Origin of the sequence: Chryseobacterium soldanellicola, assembly GCF_900100115.1 — a bacterium.
Classification (GTDB): domain Bacteria; phylum Bacteroidota; class Bacteroidia; order Flavobacteriales; family Weeksellaceae; genus Chryseobacterium; species Chryseobacterium soldanellicola.
Window position 1 is genome coordinate 827085 of the sequence record NZ_FNKL01000004.1, and the last position, 18016, is coordinate 845100.

At 33.9% G+C, this 18016-nt stretch carries 14 protein-coding genes; 3 read left to right on the forward strand and 11 right to left on the reverse strand.

Annotated features, from left to right (window positions below):
* The first annotated feature begins 621 nt into the window (after nt 1–621).
* Nucleotides 622–3414, forward strand: coding sequence for an excinuclease ABC subunit UvrA (gene uvrA, locus BLT04_RS17945; RefSeq protein WP_089757161.1), 2793 nt, complete (start codon nt 622–624; stop codon nt 3412–3414).
* Nucleotides 3415–3521: 107 nt separating this feature from the next.
* Here uvrA and BLT04_RS17950 read toward each other — a convergent pair whose 3' ends face one another.
* Nucleotides 3522–4175 (reverse strand): NAD(P)-dependent oxidoreductase, encoded by a 654-nt coding sequence (locus tag BLT04_RS17950; RefSeq protein WP_089757162.1) that lies wholly within the window; start codon nt 4173–4175, stop codon nt 3522–3524.
* Between the two features lie 693 nt (nt 4176–4868).
* On the opposite strand from BLT04_RS17950, the gene BLT04_RS17955 reads away from it, so the two are divergent.
* Entirely contained in the window at nt 4869–5465 is a 597-nt protein-coding gene (locus BLT04_RS17955; RefSeq protein WP_089757163.1) for a Crp/Fnr family transcriptional regulator, read from the forward strand.
* Between the two features lie 46 nt (nt 5466–5511).
* Here the strand turns inward: BLT04_RS17955 and BLT04_RS17960 are convergent, their stop codons facing one another.
* The 4 genes from BLT04_RS17960 to BLT04_RS17980 all read right to left on the reverse strand — a co-directional run bounded on the left by BLT04_RS17960 (nt 5512) and on the right by BLT04_RS17980 (nt 9616).
* Entirely contained in the window at nt 5512–6429 is a 918-nt protein-coding gene (locus BLT04_RS17960; RefSeq protein ID WP_089757164.1) for a helix-turn-helix domain-containing protein, read from the reverse strand.
* Between the two features lie 131 nt (nt 6430–6560).
* Entirely contained in the window at nt 6561–7358 is a 798-nt protein-coding gene (locus tag BLT04_RS17965) for an SDR family oxidoreductase (protein WP_089757165.1), read from the reverse strand.
* A 345-nt stretch (nt 7359–7703) separates the two neighbouring features.
* Complete coding sequence (locus BLT04_RS19150; protein WP_317040706.1) at nt 7704–8513, reverse strand: GNAT family N-acetyltransferase; 810 nt, start codon at nt 8511–8513, stop codon at nt 7704–7706.
* Nucleotides 8514–8560: 47 nt separating this feature from the next.
* Nucleotides 8561–9616 carry a M28 family metallopeptidase gene (locus BLT04_RS17980; RefSeq protein WP_089757166.1) on the reverse strand — a complete coding sequence of 352 codons (1056 nt, stop codon included), beginning with the start codon at nt 9614–9616 and terminating at the stop codon, nt 8561–8563.
* 87 nt (nt 9617–9703) lie between these two features.
* Here BLT04_RS17980 and BLT04_RS17985 point away from each other — a divergent pair, with 87 nt between their 5' ends.
* Nucleotides 9704–10843 (forward strand): aminotransferase class I/II-fold pyridoxal phosphate-dependent enzyme, encoded by a 1140-nt coding sequence (locus tag BLT04_RS17985; protein ID WP_089757167.1) that lies wholly within the window; start codon nt 9704–9706, stop codon nt 10841–10843.
* A gap of 163 nt (nt 10844–11006) precedes the next feature.
* Here the strand turns inward: BLT04_RS17985 and BLT04_RS17990 are convergent, their stop codons facing one another.
* The 6 genes from BLT04_RS17990 to radC form a co-directional block, all read right to left on the reverse strand.
* Nucleotides 11007–13733, reverse strand: a complete 2727-nt coding sequence (locus tag BLT04_RS17990) for a sodium-translocating pyrophosphatase (protein WP_089757168.1) — start codon at nt 13731–13733, stop codon at nt 11007–11009.
* A 523-nt stretch (nt 13734–14256) separates the two neighbouring features.
* Nucleotides 14257–14868 carry an inorganic pyrophosphatase gene (locus tag BLT04_RS17995; RefSeq protein ID WP_089757169.1) on the reverse strand — a complete coding sequence of 204 codons (612 nt, stop codon included), beginning with the start codon at nt 14866–14868 and terminating at the stop codon, nt 14257–14259.
* A gap of 23 nt (nt 14869–14891) precedes the next feature.
* On the reverse strand, nt 14892–15404 hold the full coding sequence (locus tag BLT04_RS18000; protein ID WP_089757170.1) for a DUF7935 family protein: 513 nt from the start codon (nt 15402–15404) through the stop codon (nt 14892–14894).
* Between the two features lie 36 nt (nt 15405–15440).
* Complete coding sequence (locus BLT04_RS18005) at nt 15441–16373, reverse strand: phytanoyl-CoA dioxygenase family protein (protein ID WP_089757171.1); 933 nt, start codon at nt 16371–16373, stop codon at nt 15441–15443.
* A 78-nt stretch (nt 16374–16451) separates the two neighbouring features.
* Nucleotides 16452–17318 carry a hypothetical protein gene (locus BLT04_RS18010; protein ID WP_089757172.1) on the reverse strand — a complete coding sequence of 289 codons (867 nt, stop codon included), beginning with the start codon at nt 17316–17318 and terminating at the stop codon, nt 16452–16454.
* Nucleotides 17315–17992: a RadC family protein gene (gene radC, locus BLT04_RS18015; RefSeq protein WP_089757173.1), complete on the reverse strand. Its 678-nt coding sequence runs from the start codon at nt 17990–17992 to the stop codon at nt 17315–17317. Before radC ends, BLT04_RS18010 begins: the two co-directional genes overlap by 4 nt.
* Nucleotides 17993–18016: the final 24 nt, after the last annotated feature.

The following is an 18016-nucleotide window of genomic DNA, read 5'->3' on the forward strand; positions in this document are numbered from 1 at the left end:
TGATTCTTATCATAAAAAAAAGATGCTGATATTCTCAGCATCTTTTTGGGAGTAATTTCGTTTTTTATCTTTTTCTCATTAAATGTGTAACTAGATCTCTGAACAATTTTCTCATTTCTATATTACATATTTATGAATACAATTTTAAATAATTTTAAAATACAAAACAAGAGTAAAATAAAAAAATATAATGAATATGATAAAATTTAACATTAACCATCAATTATATTCAATGAATAAGATATTCTGATTAATTATTGTTTAATTTTAAATATAAGTAGGAGTCCACCAATAGGAATCTTTCATTTTTAAATCAAGATATTGTTTAATTTTTTCATTTTAAAAAAATTGATTATAAGCTTTTAAATATTTTTATTTTTAACGGTTTGTGCTGCAATTTTAGCTTAAATTAAAAAACAATTGCTGAAGATCTCTGATTTTCTTGCGTCTTATAACAATATTTATGGATAAAACTTTGCGCTTTTGCGAAAAACCAACAATTAACATGAATGTAATGATTCAAATTCGTAGTTATTTGTGAAAATATCCGTGTAATTTGGCTTTAATTAAAATATAAAAAATTCGCTAAAAATTCGTAATTTTGTTAGTCTTAATTTTACTATGGCTAATACAACAGAAATAGATATAAAAAAACAGGTCTTTGTTAAAAACGCACATCTTAACAACCTGAAACACATAGATGTACTCATCCCGAAAAATAAACTGATCGTCATCACAGGAGTTTCCGGAAGCGGAAAATCTTCTCTTGCTTTTGACACGATTTATGCAGAGGGACAAAGAAGATATGTCGAGAGCTTAAGCTCTTATGCTCGTCAGTTTTTGGGTAAATTAGAAAAACCAAAAGTTGATGATATAAAAGGACTGGCACCTTCAATTGCCATTCAGCAGAAAGTAATTTCGTCAAACCCGCGTTCTACCGTAGGAACTTCAACGGAGATTTACGATTATCTGAAGCTTTTATTTGCAAGAGTCGGAAGAACATTTTCCCCCGTTTCAGGTGAAGAGGTTAAAAAAGATTCGGTTTCTGATGTGATCGATTATATTAAATCTTCAAAAAAAGATACTGCATTTTTATTGACAGCGCCACTGGAATATGATGCCGCGAATTTTGGTGAGAATCTGAATGTTTTAAAACTGGCAGGTTTCACAAGATTGGAAATCAACGGAAATCTTGCGGGAATTGAAGATTTGGAAAGTTTTGGCTTTACCCCTGAAAAAGGAATGATCATCAATCTGGTTATCGACCGTTTTTCTTACGAAGAAGATGAAAGTTTCCTTCAAAGATTGGCAGATTCTATCCAGATGGCATTTTATGAAGGCCGAGGATATTGTTCGCTGAAAAATATTGACACTGAAAAAATTAAAGAATTTTCAAATAAATTTGAGCTCGACGGTTTGGAGTTTTTGGAGCCGAATGTTCATTTTTTCAGCTTTAATAATCCTTACGGCGCGTGTCCAACTTGTGAAGGTTACGGAAAAGTGATCGGAATCGATGAAGATCTTGTTATTCCCAATAAAACGCTTTCCATTTTTGAAGATGCTGTTGCTTCATGGAAAGGTGAAAGTATGAGCGAATGGAAAAAAGATTTCATTAAAAAAGCAAAAGACTTCCCTATTCATAAGCCTTACCATCAATTAACCAAAGAGCAGAAAGCTTACCTTTGGAAAGGTGACGGAAAAAGCACATTTCCATCGATTAATAATTTCTTCAAAATGCTTGAAGAAAATTTATATAAAATCCAGTATCGTGTGATGCTTTCCCGTTACAGAGGAAAAACGCTTTGTCCTACTTGCGAAGGTCTGAGATTGCGCGAAGAAACGAGTTGGGTAAAAATCGACGGACACAATATTCAGTCGATGATCGAGCTTCCTCTGGATGAGCTTTTCCCATTAATTAACAGCTTAAAATTATCCGAACACGATCAGGAAATTGCCAAACGCCTTTTATATGAAATCACGACCCGCATTGAATTTTTATTAAAAGTGGGATTGGGATATTTAACGATAAACAGAACTTCAAATACGCTTTCCGGCGGTGAAAGTCAGAGAATTAACCTGGCAACAAGTTTGGGAAGTTCTTTGGTAGGTTCCATTTATATTTTGGATGAGCCATCGATCGGATTGCACTCAAGAGATACGGAAAATTTAATTGAAGTTTTAATGAATCTCCGTGATCTCGGAAATACAGTAATTGTTGTAGAACATGATGAAGACGTTATGAGAGCTGCAGATTATATCATCGATATCGGTCCGGAAGCCGGTTATCTTGGAGGTGAGCTGGTTTTTGCAGGTGATTATAACGAACTGAAAAATGCGGATACATTAACTTCAAAATATTTAACCGGAAGATTAGAAATTGAAGTTCCTGCAAAACGCAGAAAAGCAAAAGAATGGATTCATATTAAAGGAGCCCGGCAAAATAATCTTAAAAACATTGATGTAGACGTTCCTTTGGAAAGTCTGGTCGTAATTTCGGGAGTTTCCGGAAGTGGAAAGTCTACTTTAATGAAAGAAATTCTGACGAATGATATTCAAATCCAGTTAGGAATGGGTGGAAAAAAAGGAGATTACGATTCTGTGGAATTTCCTAAAAAATTAATTAAGAATATAGAATTAATTGATCAAAATCCTATCGGAAAATCTTCCCGTTCGAATCCTGTAACGTATTTAAAGGCGTACGACGATATCAGGGATCTTTTTGCTAAACAAAAAGTGTCGAAAATGATGGGCTACAAGCCTAAACATTTCTCTTTCAACGTTGATGGCGGAAGATGCGACGAGTGTAAAGGTGAGGGTGTGATCAATGTTTCGATGCAGTTTATGGCTGATATTGAGCTGGAATGCGAAGTTTGTAAAGGTACACGTTTCAAAAGTGAGATTCTGGAAGTAAAATTTGACGAGAAAAACATCTCCGATATTCTTCACATGACCGTTGATGAATCTTTGGAATTCTTTAAAGATAATAACGAAGACAAAATTGTGACCAAACTAAGACCTTTACAGGAAGTTGGTCTAGGTTATTTACAATTAGGCCAGAGTTCTTCTACTCTTTCCGGCGGTGAAGCACAACGTGTGAAACTGGCTTCTTTCCTGGTAAAAGGCGTTACAACAGATAAAACCTTGTTTATTTTTGATGAGCCATCGACAGGTTTGCACTTCCATGATATTCAGAAGTTACTGAAATCTTTGCAGGCATTGATTGAGCTTGGGCATTCCGTGATTGTGATTGAGCATCAGCCGGACATTATAAAATCCGCTGATTACGTTATCGACATCGGTCCGGAAGCCGGAAAACATGGCGGAGAAGTCGTTTTCACGGGAACTCCGGAAGAACTGGCAAAAAATAAAAAATCTCATACAGCAAAATATATCAAAGAAAAGCTGGAGAAATAAAATAAGAAAGAGAGTCGTTTTGACTCTCTTCTTTTGTTTAAACACTAATACCACAAGTACTTTGCAAATATTCACAATTTGAAAATAGTGTTATTCGTGAAAAAAATTTAGTCTAATTTGTGTTTAAAAATATTATACAAAAACGGACTTTCTCTTATATAAGTCTCATCCTCAATCTGAGAAACCAAAAATTCGGCAAGATCTGTCGCGCTGATATTTTCACCTTTACAGTCTTCCAAATTTGTCTCTGTAGGAAAACTTTCCGAGGTCTGAATAATCATCGGAAGCCTGACTAAAGTCCAGTCCAGATTACTTTTTAAAAGAATTTCGTATTCATCCTGTTTATCCTGAGTAGTTTTTGGATAATTCTGATACATCCATTCGGTAGCCATTTTTACCTTTTCATTTTTATTGTCAAATGGTGTATCTACATTCAAACCTGTGGTTACGATATATCTCCTTATTCCGTGGAAATTCATAGATTGGATAATATTTTTCGTAGAGTCACTGAAAATCGATTCCTCTCCAACCGGCTGACCAATTGTACTGATAACGGTATTACAATCTTTAATTAAATTATTAATCGCATCATAATCTCTTGCATCCCCTTTTACAATTTCGATTAAAGGGTTTTTGATCTTAAAATTTTCGGGATTTCTCAGTAAAAGTTTGATTGAATATTTTTTATCTAGTAAATTTTGAACAAGATATTTTCCTGATTTTCCTGTTCCGCCGATTACGGCAATTGTATGTGTATTCATAATGATTTCTCTTTATTGTTGTTAATGACAAAAACAAATGACAGAATAACAGTCAGATATTTTTACTTTAAAATAATAGATTATATGGGTCCAGGAATTTTGAACCTAATGTTTTTCAGGCTTTTAGAATGTGCCTGAATATAAAATGATATTTATAAAGAGATTTTAATGAAATAAAGTTAATCATTTTTTTGATTTTGAGAAAACTTTATTTACTTATAAAACTACCTTCAAAGTTATCCACAAAAAAATGTGGATAAGATGTGAATTTTAACATTTAATTTATGTTTCGTATTAAAATAATTCCTACATTTACTCTGTAATAATCACAGACGTGGAAACAAATTTTGCTTTTTTCAGATCTGAAATTGCAATTAAATTTATAAAAATTTAAGCACAGCATTGTCGGCTGTGCTTTTTTATTGTTGTCTAATTAAAAAAATGAGATGTATTTATCTACTGGATCCGCTTCTAAAGAGCGGATTCTTTTATTTGAATTCCTTAAAGTTAAAATTATTCATCATATTTTACATTTTAACGAATTAATTTTATAATTATTAAACTTTGATGCGCCGTATTTTCAAATAATTTATTATTTTTATCATTGCTTCTTATTGTTGAATACATAATTTATTATTCAATTTTCACATAATATTACAGATTAAATTTCAAAACTTACACTATAATAAACATATGGTAATTGCTGAGGATATTTTACTTTCGTTGGATGCGGAAGTCCAGAGTTACAAGATAAATGACATCATATTTAATGAAGGTGATCAGCCTAAATATTATTATCAGATCATCAGCGGAACGGTGAAGCTTAATAATTATTTCGAAGATGGTAAAGAAATCATTCATAGTGTGCCTTTTGACGGGCATTGCTTTGCAGAAACATTTTTGATTTCAGATAAAAAATACCCAATTAATGCTATTGCGATGAACGATTGTGAGATTATAAAATTAGAAAAATCAAAATTTATACATCTTATTAAAACCGATCCTGATTTGTTGCTAAAGCTCTATGAATACACGGCTGAAAGAATGTATTACCGATATATTATGTTTAATGCGATCTCAATTACCCAACCTCTTGAAAAAATAAGAAAGGTTTTGGATTCATTTAAAACTTACAATAAATATACGCTGCCCTACTCCTATCAGGTTCCCTTTACGAGGCAACAATTGGCTGCACTGGCGGGATTGAGCGTAGAAACAGTCATACGAACTGTCAAAAAAATGGAAAAAGAAAAGACCGTTAAAATTGAAAATGGTAAAATTTTCTATTAAATCTTTAATTGATAATAAATTTTTCACTTTTTATTATCATCTAAAATTAGTTCATAAAAGACTGTTTGTAACTTAAAGGAGTGGTATTCATCTTCTTTTTAAATAATTTATTGAAAGACTGGGCATGCTCAAACCCAAGGTTATAGGCAATTTCTGCAACAGAAAAATTGGTTGTTGTAAGATACTCTTTTGCTTTTTCAATTAATTTTTCATGAATGTGCTGTTGTGCATTCTGACCGGTTAAATTTCTCAGCATATCACTTAGATAATGCGTTGAAAGATTTAGCTTTGAAGCAAGAAATTCTACTGTAGGAAGTCCTTTTGTTAATGTATCCTGTTGATTAAAATATTCTTCCAGCAGATCTTCCATTTTTGAAAGAAAATCGTTATTTATAGCTTTTCGGGTAATAAATTGTCGTTTATAGAATCGATTGCTGTAATTTAATAATACTTCAATGTAAGAAACAATTACATCCTGACTTACTTCATCGATGGCATTATTCATTTCGTCAAGAATATTATTCATCAGGCCTACAATCGTATTCTTCTCTTTATCAGATAAATGCAAGGCCTCGTTTGTATCATATGAAAAGAAGCCATATTTTTTTATGTTTTTAGCTAAAGGATAATTACGGAGAAAATCAGGATGGATTAATAAGGTATATCCATGATATTCAGCATCTTCTTCTGTAAATAAAATCTGATTCGGCGCTGTAAACATCATTCCGCCTTCGTTGAAATCATAATATCCTTGTCCGTAACCAATTTTGCCGTTTTCAGAAAATTTATATGAAATTTTATAAAAATCAAAGACAAAACTTCGGTTAAGCATTTCCTTGTTCACGCTCATGCTTGTATTATCAACCAGACTGATCAACGGATGAAGAGGTTTTGGAAGGTTCAAAATTCTATGAAGCTCAGAAATTGACGAAATTTTTAAAGGAGAATTATCTTTCTTTTCCATGATTTAAAGTTACAAAATTATGTTTGAGTGTTTTAGGGTAAATAGCGTTTGAGTGTACAAAATATTTTAAAATTCAAAAAAGATAAACTCTAAAATACACCTACACTCAAACTCTCAAACCCAAATTAAATTTAAATAAACTGTTTCCCGAATTGCTCTCTGAAGGCTTCAGCTCCCATTTCCTGACGTTGTGCATATAAAGCTTTTGCATCTTCACCGGCGATATATCTCAATTGTTTTTTACCATCGGTTGCTGCTTCATAAACCACATCTGCGATTAGTTCCGGCGCAGAAGCGTGATCCATCATATTTTCTGTATTAGAAAACATTTTATTAACCAGATCGGCATATTCCGGTTGATTTCCTGTATCTAATGAACGGCTGATAAAATCTGTTTTAATTCCGCCCGGAGAAACGGTTTTAATGTCGATTCCTAAAGTATTCAATTCAAAAGCCAGACTTTCGCTCCAGCCTTCCAGCGCCCATTTTGTTGCGTGATAAATTGAGCTTAAAGGGAACGTTAATAAGCCACCAATCGAAGTTGTAGAAATAAACATTCCTTTGCCTTTTTCTCTGAAATAAGGTAAAAAAGCTTGCGTAACGCGGATAACTCCCAATAAATTAGTTGTTATTTGCTTCACAATCTGATCATCTGTTAAAGATTCCAAAGGCCCTATCAATCCGTAACCTGCATTGTTGAAAACTAAATCGATATCACTTATTTCCAATGCTTTTTTTGATGTTGATTTAATCTGATCCAAATTTGTAACATCCAAAGGAAGTAATGTAACATTGTCTAATTGAGTAAGTTCTGTTTCGGCTTCAGGATTTCTCATTGTTGCGATAACGTTCCATCCTTTGCTTTGAAATAATTTTGCTGTTGCTTTTCCAAGTCCTGTTGAAGCACCTGTTATGAAAATTGTTTTCATTTTTTTATTTGTTTAATTTTTACATGACAAAGGTGAGAATTAGTGAAAAAGATAAAGTTGCCAAATCGGGTAAAGATGTAGCCAAAACGGAAAACCGATTTTATTGTAGAATTTATCCAAAAAGAAAACCGACAGAATCTAAACTGCCGGTTCGAAAAAACAAAAATTGATATGGATATGATTAGATATGTGTTTTAATTTTCCTAGACAAATTTATTCTTATTTAGAATCAGTAAAAATAATAACCTGATGATATTTGTCACTTATTCACAATTAATTGTTTAATCAAAAATAAAAAAGCCACTAAAAAGCGGCTTTAACATAAGTTTATCAATCTAGTTTTGATTATTTATTAAAAAATTCTCCAAAATGCCATAAAATCCCGGATGGATCATGAACGAAACATTCTTTGCCCCAATCCAATGTTCTGACGGGTGCCAGTTTTACATTTTCATATTTCTCCGTAAGATTTAATGTTAAAAGTTCAGTCCAAAAAGCGTCAGCATCTTCTACTTCAATGAATAGCATGGTGTTTTCAATCCAATCTTTAGTGTAATAATTTTGTAGATAAAAAGCTATTCCCTGTTTTTTAAATACAGATAAATTGGGTTCTAGCACAACTTCTTCAAAGCCCAGATCTTTGTAAAAGTTCCTGCTTATTTCAAAGTTTTCAGCTCCGATAAACGGACGGATAGATTTTATATTTTGTTTCATTTTTGTATGATTTTTCCAGTTTTTTAAGGTCATTTCAAATTTTACTTCTCCTTTTCCGTGGGTTCCTATCTTTTTCCAGCCTGATTTTCTGTAGAATGTTTCAGCCCGTGTGTTGGGTGAAGTTCCGAGCCAGACATTTTCTTTAGTTTGCTTAAAATACCAATCCAACATCACATCGTGAAGTTTTCTTCCAATGCCCTGTTTTTCAAAATTGGGATCTAAAAATAAAGCCCAGATATTGTTTTCCTGAAGATCAACAATCGAGAAGCCTACAACCTGATCGTCAATTTCACAAACCCAACCTTTCCCTCTTTCAAATAAAAATTCTTCACAATCTTTATCTGTAACGAGATTGGGGTCAGATAATGCGTTTTCAGTAACGGCATTTCTCACGACCTGAATTTGTGGAATGTCTTCTATTCTGGCTTCACGAATTATCATTCATATAAGCTTTAATTAAAATTTATAACATTCTATTTATTAGACAATTATTCTTTTCTATCAACTGCAATTCTATCAGTTCTGTTCGCTAGTTCCCAGGCCGTCGCAAAAACCAACTGAGCCCTTTTTTGCAACAATGAAAAATCAATTTTCTCAACATCATCGGTTGGCTTGTGGTAATCTTCATGAATTCCGTCAAAGAAAAATGCCACCGGAATATTATTTTTTGCAAAATTGTAATGATCTGATCTGTAGTACAATCTTTCAGGATCGTTTGGATCGTCGTATTTGTAATTTAACTCTAAATTATTGGTTTTTTTATTTGCTGTTTCGTTAATAATTTTTAATTGAGAGCTTAGCATCTCAGAACCAATTACATACACGTATTGCTTTCCTCTGTTTTCGGGATCATCACGACCGATCATGTCAATATTCAAATCAACAACTGTATTAGCCAAAGGAAAAACAGGATTTTCAGAATAGAATTCAGAACCGAATAAACCGTGCTCTTCCCCTGTTACATGAAGGAAAAGAATCGATCTTTTCGGGCCATTTCCGGATTTTTTTGCACTTTGAAAAGCTTTTGCGATTTCCATAACAGCTACGGTTCCGCTTCCGTCATCGTCTGCACCGTTGTACACCACTCCATTTCTGGTTCCTACATGATCGTAATGCGCAGAAACAACAATGATTTCGTCCGGTTTTTCCGTTCCTTCAATAAACGCTAAAATATTTTCAGAATCAGGAAGATTTCCTCCGCCTCTTTTTTTCATGAAATCTGCCGGAACCTTTTGATAATAAGATCCCAAAGCTTTTGGAAAAGAAATTCCTTGATTTTTATAAAAATTAATCATGTACTCGCCCGCTTTTTTCTGCCCCGGACTTCCCGTATCCCGGCCCTGCATCTCATCAGAAGCAATAACAGTGAGATTTTTCTTTAAATCTTCAAGTTCAATATTTTTATAGGCAGCCTGAAAAGCTTTCTCCGCTTTGGTTAAACCTCTCGAGGATTTGGATGTATTTTGTCCGTTATCAGAAATTTTTGCCGTTCCGCAGCTCGCCAGAATAGCAATAGAAAATAACGGGATAAGTAGTTTTTTCATTTTAATAATTTGTTTAAAAATAACAAAATTTTATTTAATCCGTAACAGATTCTATTTTTTCTTATATTTGAAATAAATGCAAAGGATATGCAGAATATTTACGGATTTACTCATTACTCATTTTTTACGGAAATGTCTGATCTCGCAACAAAGAATGATAGTTTTGACTTATCTTTAGGGTTGCCCGATTTCGATATTGATGGAAAGCTGAGAACTTTTTTAAAAGAAGCTGCAGACCATAACACCCATAATTATGAGCCACTTGCAGGAAATCCTTTGCTGATAGAAAGCGTTATTAGATTTAATTGCAGAAGAAAAAACAGCATTTCACTGAAAAATAATGAAGTAAGCATTGTTCCGTGTGCAACCTTTGCTTTATATACTTCCCTGAAATGTATTTTAAATCAAGGAGATGAAGTCATCGTTATCCAGCCTTCTTATTATACTTACGGGCCGTCTATTGTCTTAAATGGTGGGATCCCTGTATATTATGATGTTGATAATGATTTTGAAATAAATTGGGAAAAACTTCAATATTGCATTTCTGAGAAAACCAAAGCTATTATTGTAAATTCTCCACAAAATCCTACAGGAAAAATCTGGTCAAAAAAAGACTGGAATCAATTGTATGAATTAATTAAGAACCGGGAAATTTATTTGATTTCAGAAGAAATTTATGATATGTACTGTTATGACGGGGTTGAACATTACAGTTCGTTCCTTCATCCTGAATTAAAAAAACGTACGTTCTGTATATTTTCTTTTGGTAAAATGTTTAATTCCACCGGCTGGAAAGTGAGTTATCTGCTGGCTCCGGAAGATCTGACCGCCAAATTCAGATGCCACCAGCAATATATTTCTTACAGCGCCAATGCGCCTTGTCAATATGCCATAGCAAAATACCTTGAAATTTTTGACCCTTCTCAAAGCCAACGTTTAATGCAAAATAAAAGAGATATTTTTCATGAATTAATAAGAGAAACACCATTTCAGGTTGAGAAAAAATGTGATGGAGCGGTATTTCAGATCGTTAATTTCAGGAAGATTTCTAAAACAATGACCGATGTAGAATTTTCAAAATGGTTAACAGTTGAGAAAAAAGTGGCGTGTCTTCCACTTTCTGCTTTTTATAATTCGAGGCAGAATTCTGATTATGTACGTTTTAGTTTTGCTAAAAAAGATGAATTGATTATTGATGCTTTGGAATATTTGATAAAAAATCTTTAGTGTCATTTCGAGGAATGAAATGACGAAGCAATCTCTTTAAAATTATTTCCTGCCACAGATTTCACTGATCTTGTGTTTATTTGTGAAAAAATTCGTGCTATTAGTGTTTAATTTAAATAAAAAGCACCGCAAAATGCAGTGCTTTTTTATTTATAAATTTGATTTAAAGAGCTAAAATCCTTACATCAATTCTTCTGTTTTTGGCTTTACATTCATCCGTATCATTGGCCGGACAAACCGGATATTGAGAGCCGTAACCTTCTGCTTCTACCCTGTCACCGGAAATTCCCAGCTCCAGCAATTTAAGCTTGGCAGTCTGTGCTCTTAAATTTGATAATTTCTGATTGCTTTCTTCATTACCCGTATTGTCTGTGTAGCCTCCTAATTTTACTTTTAAATCGGGATAAGCATTTAAAATTTCAACTAAATTAAGCAATTCTACTTCTGATCCCACTTTCAGATCGCTGGAACCTGTCTGAAAATAAAGATTTTCAATCGTGTACCATTTATTCGGGTCTAAAGCTGCCTGATCTTTCTGATTAACAGCATTATAAAATTGTAATAATTGGCTTCCTTCACCCATTTTGATCGCTTTTCCGCCTTTCAACTGCACTTCCTGAATATTTCCTGTTTCATACACAAAATCACCATCTTCATTCAGATGTCCTTTGATTTCTGTCGGAATCAAAACAGGTGCTACAGCTCCTGAAGTCATATGAGTTCCCGTAACTCCCATTAAAGCTTCAATTTTTGTTTTTCTATTGGCATCAATTTTATCTTTATGTAAAACAGCTAAAGTCGGTGCAATTACCAACGACACAATTGACATTAATTTAATCAAAATATTCATTGATGGCCCTGAAGTATCTTTGAACGGATCTCCCACTGTATCACCCGTCACGGAAGCTTTGTGAGGCTCGGAACCTTTGTAATAAGTCTGCCCGTTGATGTCAACTCCTTTTTCAAAAGATTTTTTGGCATTATCCCAGGCTCCACCTGCGTTATTCTGGAACATTCCCATTAAAACTCCGCATACTGTAGCTCCGGCTAAAAATCCGCCTAAAACTTCAGGTCCGAAAATAAATCCGATCAAAAGTGGCGAAATAATAGCAATTGCTCCCGGAAGCATCATTTTTCTGATAGATGCATCAGTAGAAATGGCCACACATTTTTCGTATTCCGGTTCCGCTTTTCCTTCTAAAATCCCGGGGATTTCACGGAATTGTCTTCTTACTTCTTCCACCATTGCCATTGCAGCCTGCCCAACCGCAGTGATCGCCAACGAAGAAAATATAAACGGAATCATTCCACCGACAAACAGACCTGCCAAAACATCGGCTCTATAGATATCAATACCGTCAATTCCTGCAATTCCAACGAAAGCGGCAAACAAAGCCAAAGCCGTCAAAGCTGCAGAAGCGATCGCAAAACCTTTTCCAGTCGCTGCTGTTGTGTTTCCGACCGCATCTAAAATATCTGTTTTTTCACGAACTTCTTTTGGTAACTCGCTCATCTCGGCAATACCGCCTGCGTTATCGGCAATCGGTCCGAATGCGTCAATAGCCAGCTGCATCGCTGTCGTAGCCATCATTCCTGCTGCTGCAATAGCAACACCGTACAATCCGGCACATAAATAAGAACCGTAAATTCCGCCGGCTAAAACGAGAATTGGAAGCAAAGTAGATTCCATACCAACGGCAAGCCCGCCGATAATATTTGTTGCATGGCCCGTAGAAGATTGTCTGACAATGCTTTTAACCGGTCTTTTACCCATTGCGGTATAATATTCTGTAATGATACTCATCAAAGTACCAACAACCAATCCAACCATGATAGCCCCGAAAACACCCATTTTTGTGAATTCATGGCCTCTTAAAACCATTTTATCAGGTAAAATGTAAGTAACTAAGAAATATGAAGAAATTGCCGTAATCACGATACTTCCCCAATTCCCCAGATTTAAAGCATTCTGAACGCTTGATGTAGAAGATTCTTCATTATCATTAATTCGGACAAATAAAGTTCCTATCATTGAAAAAATAATTCCGGTTCCTGCAATCAGCATTGGTAAAAGTATAGGTGCAAAACCTCCGAAAGAATCTACAGAAACTGTTTCTCTTCCTAAAACCATGGTTGCTAAAACTGTCGCTACATAAGAACCAAATAAATCGGCTCCCATCCCGGCAACGTCCCCAACATTATCACCAACATTATCTGCAATTGTCGCAGGATTCCTTGGATCATCTTCCGGAATTCCGGCTTCAACTTTTCCTACTAGGTCGGCTCCCACGTCTGCCGCTTTTGTGTAAATACCACCACCTACTCTTGCAAACAAAGCAATAGATTCGGCTCCTAATGAAAATCCGGTAAGAATTTCAATGGTTCTTTCCATCTCATGAGAATCCACTGTTGAATGAGGGGCGAAAATCTGTTTTAAGATTAAAAATAAAGCACCTAATCCTAAAACGGCTAATCCCGCAACTCCCATTCCCATTACAGAACCTCCTGCAAATGAAACCTTTAAAGCTTTTGAAAGTGAAGTTCTTGCCGCTTCTGCTGTTCTTACATTGGCTTTTGTGGCGATCTTCATTCCTATAAAGCCTGCCAATGCAGAAAAAAAAGCTCCGAGGGCAAAGGCAAGCCCGATACTCCAGTGTGAGTTGGCATTGCTGGATCCCATTACAGCTAATAAAATAGCTACAACCACAACAAAGTAGGTTAAAATCTTGTACTCAGCCTTTAGAAAAGCCATTGCACCGTCAGCGATATGTCCGCTGATAATTTTCATTTTGTCATTTCCGGCGTTTTGCTTATTTACCCAGTTACTTTGCAGAAAAGTGTAAATTAAAGCGATAACACCAAAAATTGGCACTAACACAAATAAGTCCATAGTTTAATATTTTTTTGGTAATAGAGAACTAAATATAATAAATAATTCCTATCAAATTATTAAAAAAACGTTCTACTATTTAAAAATAAGTGTTTAAACGCTTAACCAAGTTTTGGATTATTATTTAAGTTTTGGGTTTGTAGTTTATATTAGTTTACTCAATTCAACGTTGTTTTTGTTGAAGAGAAGAATAAAATTAATCTCTAATACTTTAGCCTAGATCCTTTCAGGATGACAAACTTTGTGGAAAATTGTATTGTAAAGGTTTTGCTTAAGCCAGTTTAATTTTGGAAACCTGTAAGGTGTATTATGTTTAGAGTTACAGCCAGACTTGAGTGGAGCACATTTTGTATTTTTGGGAGGAAAAAAGCGAAGGCAAAAAATACAAAATTGCGAGAACGGAAGGCGGAAATAGCTGCCCAAAAAAAATTAATGCTTAAAGTTTTTAGTTTTTGGTTCTACTAACAAAAAAAGGATAAACGAAAAATCATTTATCCTTTTTTTATCTTCAATTAAGAGAATTTTATCCTCCGAATTTGTCTGCGTAATCTTGCTGAGAAGCTTTGATCACAAGTCTTGCGTGCTCAGCTCCGTAAACCTCCTGAATTCTGCATTTTGCAGGCTCATCCGGTAAGTTTTTATACGTTAAAAAGTAATGCATTAATCGTTTCACTTCTGCTTCAGGCAATTCCGTGATATCTCTGAAATGTCCGAAAGCGTGGTCATTGATCATTACGGCTACAATTTTATCGTCAGCTTCACCTCCATCGATCATTTTGAAGCCACCGATCGGAATAGCTTCCATCAGTAAACCTCCAGCATGAATATTGTGTGAGCTCAAAACACAGATATCAAGCGGGTCATGATCTCCCATTGTAACGTCTGTAGCGCCTCTTTCAACCGCTAATTTCATTACTGCATCGTTACAGTAAGTTCTTGGAACAAAGCCGTATAATGCCGGAATAATATTTGAAAATTTCTGAGGTCTGTCAACCTTTAAATATCCAGTTTCTTTATCTATCTCGTATTTAATAGTGTCTGAAGGAACGATCTCCACGAAAACATTTACAACATTTGGCGCATCTTCTCCTGCAGAAATCCCGTGCCATGGATGTGCTTTAAAATTTGGAATCATTATTTTAATTATTTATTTTTTAATTACGTTATTATTAAAATTTCTCGTCTTAAATCTTCAATGGTTGCTGCGATATAATCTTCACTTTCCATATAATTCATGATAAATATGGTCTTGAACTCGTCAAGATTGGCATTCCCATTCAAGCCTTCGTAAGTTTTGTGAAGCAAATCTATCACTGCATTCTTTGAATCTACAATATTCTTCCATGAATTTTTAGTTAAATAAAGCTGCTGTGACGAATTGTAGTCAAATTCTTCATTAATTGTTTTCTCTGTAAGGAAAATAAACTCATGCGCCTCCAGGCCTTTATCAAATTTCTGAATAAGATTTGAAGGTTTTATTCTTTCTAAAAATAGTGCCATTCTTTCGTAAGAATGTGTCTTATTTTCTGTATTAGATTTCACGGAAAGAAGCTTAATTTCCTGATTCTTAAGCGTGATATAAGAATTTACGAACTGCCTCAGCAAAACCAAAAACGGAATTGCAACAATCAATGCAAAAGCATACGGTAGATATTCTGAAAAATTTGCCATAAAATTAGGTGGCAAAATTACTAATATTTTCTGAAATTATAACTCAAATAATGCCGGTCTTTGCGTTACTTCGTGATAACACACACTATTTTCGTCAAAATAATGATAAACCAGACTTTTTCTCGTTCTGGACTTATCTAAATGTGGTTCGCCGCCATGTAAAATATTGGCATGCCATATCAACAAATCTCCCTTTTTTGCTTTAAAAACTTCTTTCTTTAATCCCAATTCCTTTACTTTATTTTCAAGAAATTCTTCATAGGCCTTGTAACTTTTTTTACCAATTCTGATGGCATCTCCTTCATTTTCATAATCGGAATTTAAAAAATAAGGTAATTTATGACTTTCCGGAATGTAGTGAAGAGCTCCATTATTTTCATCAATATCTTCCAAAGCAATCCAGACTCCCAACAATCCGCCTAAAGGATAAGTTGTCATATGAATACTGTCTGAATGCGTTTTTTGCTGACTTCCGTTAATAAAATTGATGCTTTGAAAAAGTTTCGCCTGTCCGTCAATTAAGACAGAAAGAAATTCAGTTAAATCTTTATCATTACCAATATTTTTAATGATTTCAGAATGATGAATGACAAACATTAATTTCCCGCCGTATCGGAATTTTATGGTTCCGTTCGCCATTAATTTATCGATCTCTTCATTAATCTTATCTGCAGTTTCTGTACTCAGATAATTTTTCAAGATCAGATAGCCTTTATCATCAAAACCAAGGACACTTTCTTTATTGTCATCTGAAAGTTTTTTATAAAAGGTAGTGTTAATAAGCTTTTCATGATCTATTTTTCTTTCAGCAGCCGGTAAATGCTTAAAATCTTTGCTTGAAATGCTTGAGAAATAACTTTTATTAATTCCATACTTTTTGTACAGCGGAATATTGTGCTGTAATTTCCTCTTATTGAAAAAGTTATAAATAATATATGGTAATTTGTAATTACGAATTTGCTTTAACATAACGGGAACTATTGAAATAAATTTATCTTATAAAATTACGGATTAATATTTAGAATTGGTCTAAACAGCATTTTTTTCTTAAGAAAATATTTTTAGAAATTTATTTTCAGTGAAACAATAATCATGCAGCTCTCCACCAAAACTCTTGAAGAAAAGTTCAATTCCACGGATATTGCTTCCCATAAAATTAAACCTTTTTTCATGAATATAAAGATTCAAAATCCTGTCAATAAGAAAAGACGGACCGTTTTCATTTTTAAAATTTTCATCATTAAAAAGAGCCAGCAAAGACAATTGTTGAGGCTCGGAAACCAAAATAGCCAGATTAATCAACTTATTCTCCAAATATGCACCACTTATTTTCAGGCTGTTTTTTTTCTCAAGAAAACGGAGGTATTTTGTAAGCTTTTCAAAATCGCTTTTTTTATCCAGCCCTTTAAAATTACTTTCTATAAAAGAAAAACATTCGTTATCCAGCTGAATTTCTTTATAAAACAAATGCTGCGCCCATTTCGCGGTAGATTTTCTGCCTTTGAAATATTTTTTTCGCCTTAAAATGACATAATCAGAAACCGGAACGATATAATTTTTTCTTTTATTTAAATTTTCAGAAAAAATATTATGGTGATTAAATGAATACAGGAAAACTTTATATTTTTTTTTAAAAAACTTTAAGAACTGATCATTAATTTCGGGTTTATCAATTTTTGAAAAAATTCCCAGTTGTTGACAAAAAAGGGGCATATGAACAAAATTAAATCCAAACTTTTTCTTAATGTGAATAGGCATAACAGCCTCATAATCACCACAAATCAACAATTCCCAATTCCCTGAAAGCTCATCTAAAACTTCTTTCTTAGCATACCAGTTTTTTTGCTCAGAAAAATCTAAACAATGGCTGTATTTTTCGAAATTAATTTCGTGATATTTCAGTCTTTTAATCATAATAATCCTTCGTCTGAGAAGCTAAAATATGAATTCTGTGTGACAATCAAATGATCCAAAAGCTGAATGTTTAAGGTATTTCCGGCTTCTTTTATCTTTTGAGTAATATCAATATCTTCAATGCTCGGTTTTAAGTTTCCGGAAGGATGATTGTGTGCAATAATGATTCCCGTCGAAAAGTGTTCTAAAGCCGTTTTAAATAAAACCCTCAAATCCACAATCGATTGATTGATACCTCCTTGCGTCAATTGTGCAATATGAATAACTCTGTTGCTCTGATTCAGAAAAACAGCCCAAAATTCTTCGGTTCTTAAATCTGACAAATGATTTTTTAAAATTTGATACGCATCATAACTTTTAGAAATTACAGCTTTTTCAGGGACTTCCTGACTGGCTCTTCTTCTTCCGATTTCCAAGGCAGTTGTAATTGAGATTGCTTTTACTTCACCCACGCCTTTAAATTTCGTCAAATCTTTTACAGAAAGTAAGCTTAACTGATGCCAATTGTTATTGACGGAAGCCAAAATTCTTCTTGCGAGTTCTACAGCGGTTTCCTCTTTATTGCCGCTTGCCATAATAATCGCCAAAAGTTCAGAATCGGAAAGTGAGCTTTTACCTTTTGATAAAAACTTTTCTCTTGGTCTGTCATCTTCTGCGAGAAATTTTATGGACATATTTATCAGGAATTAGATTTTAGG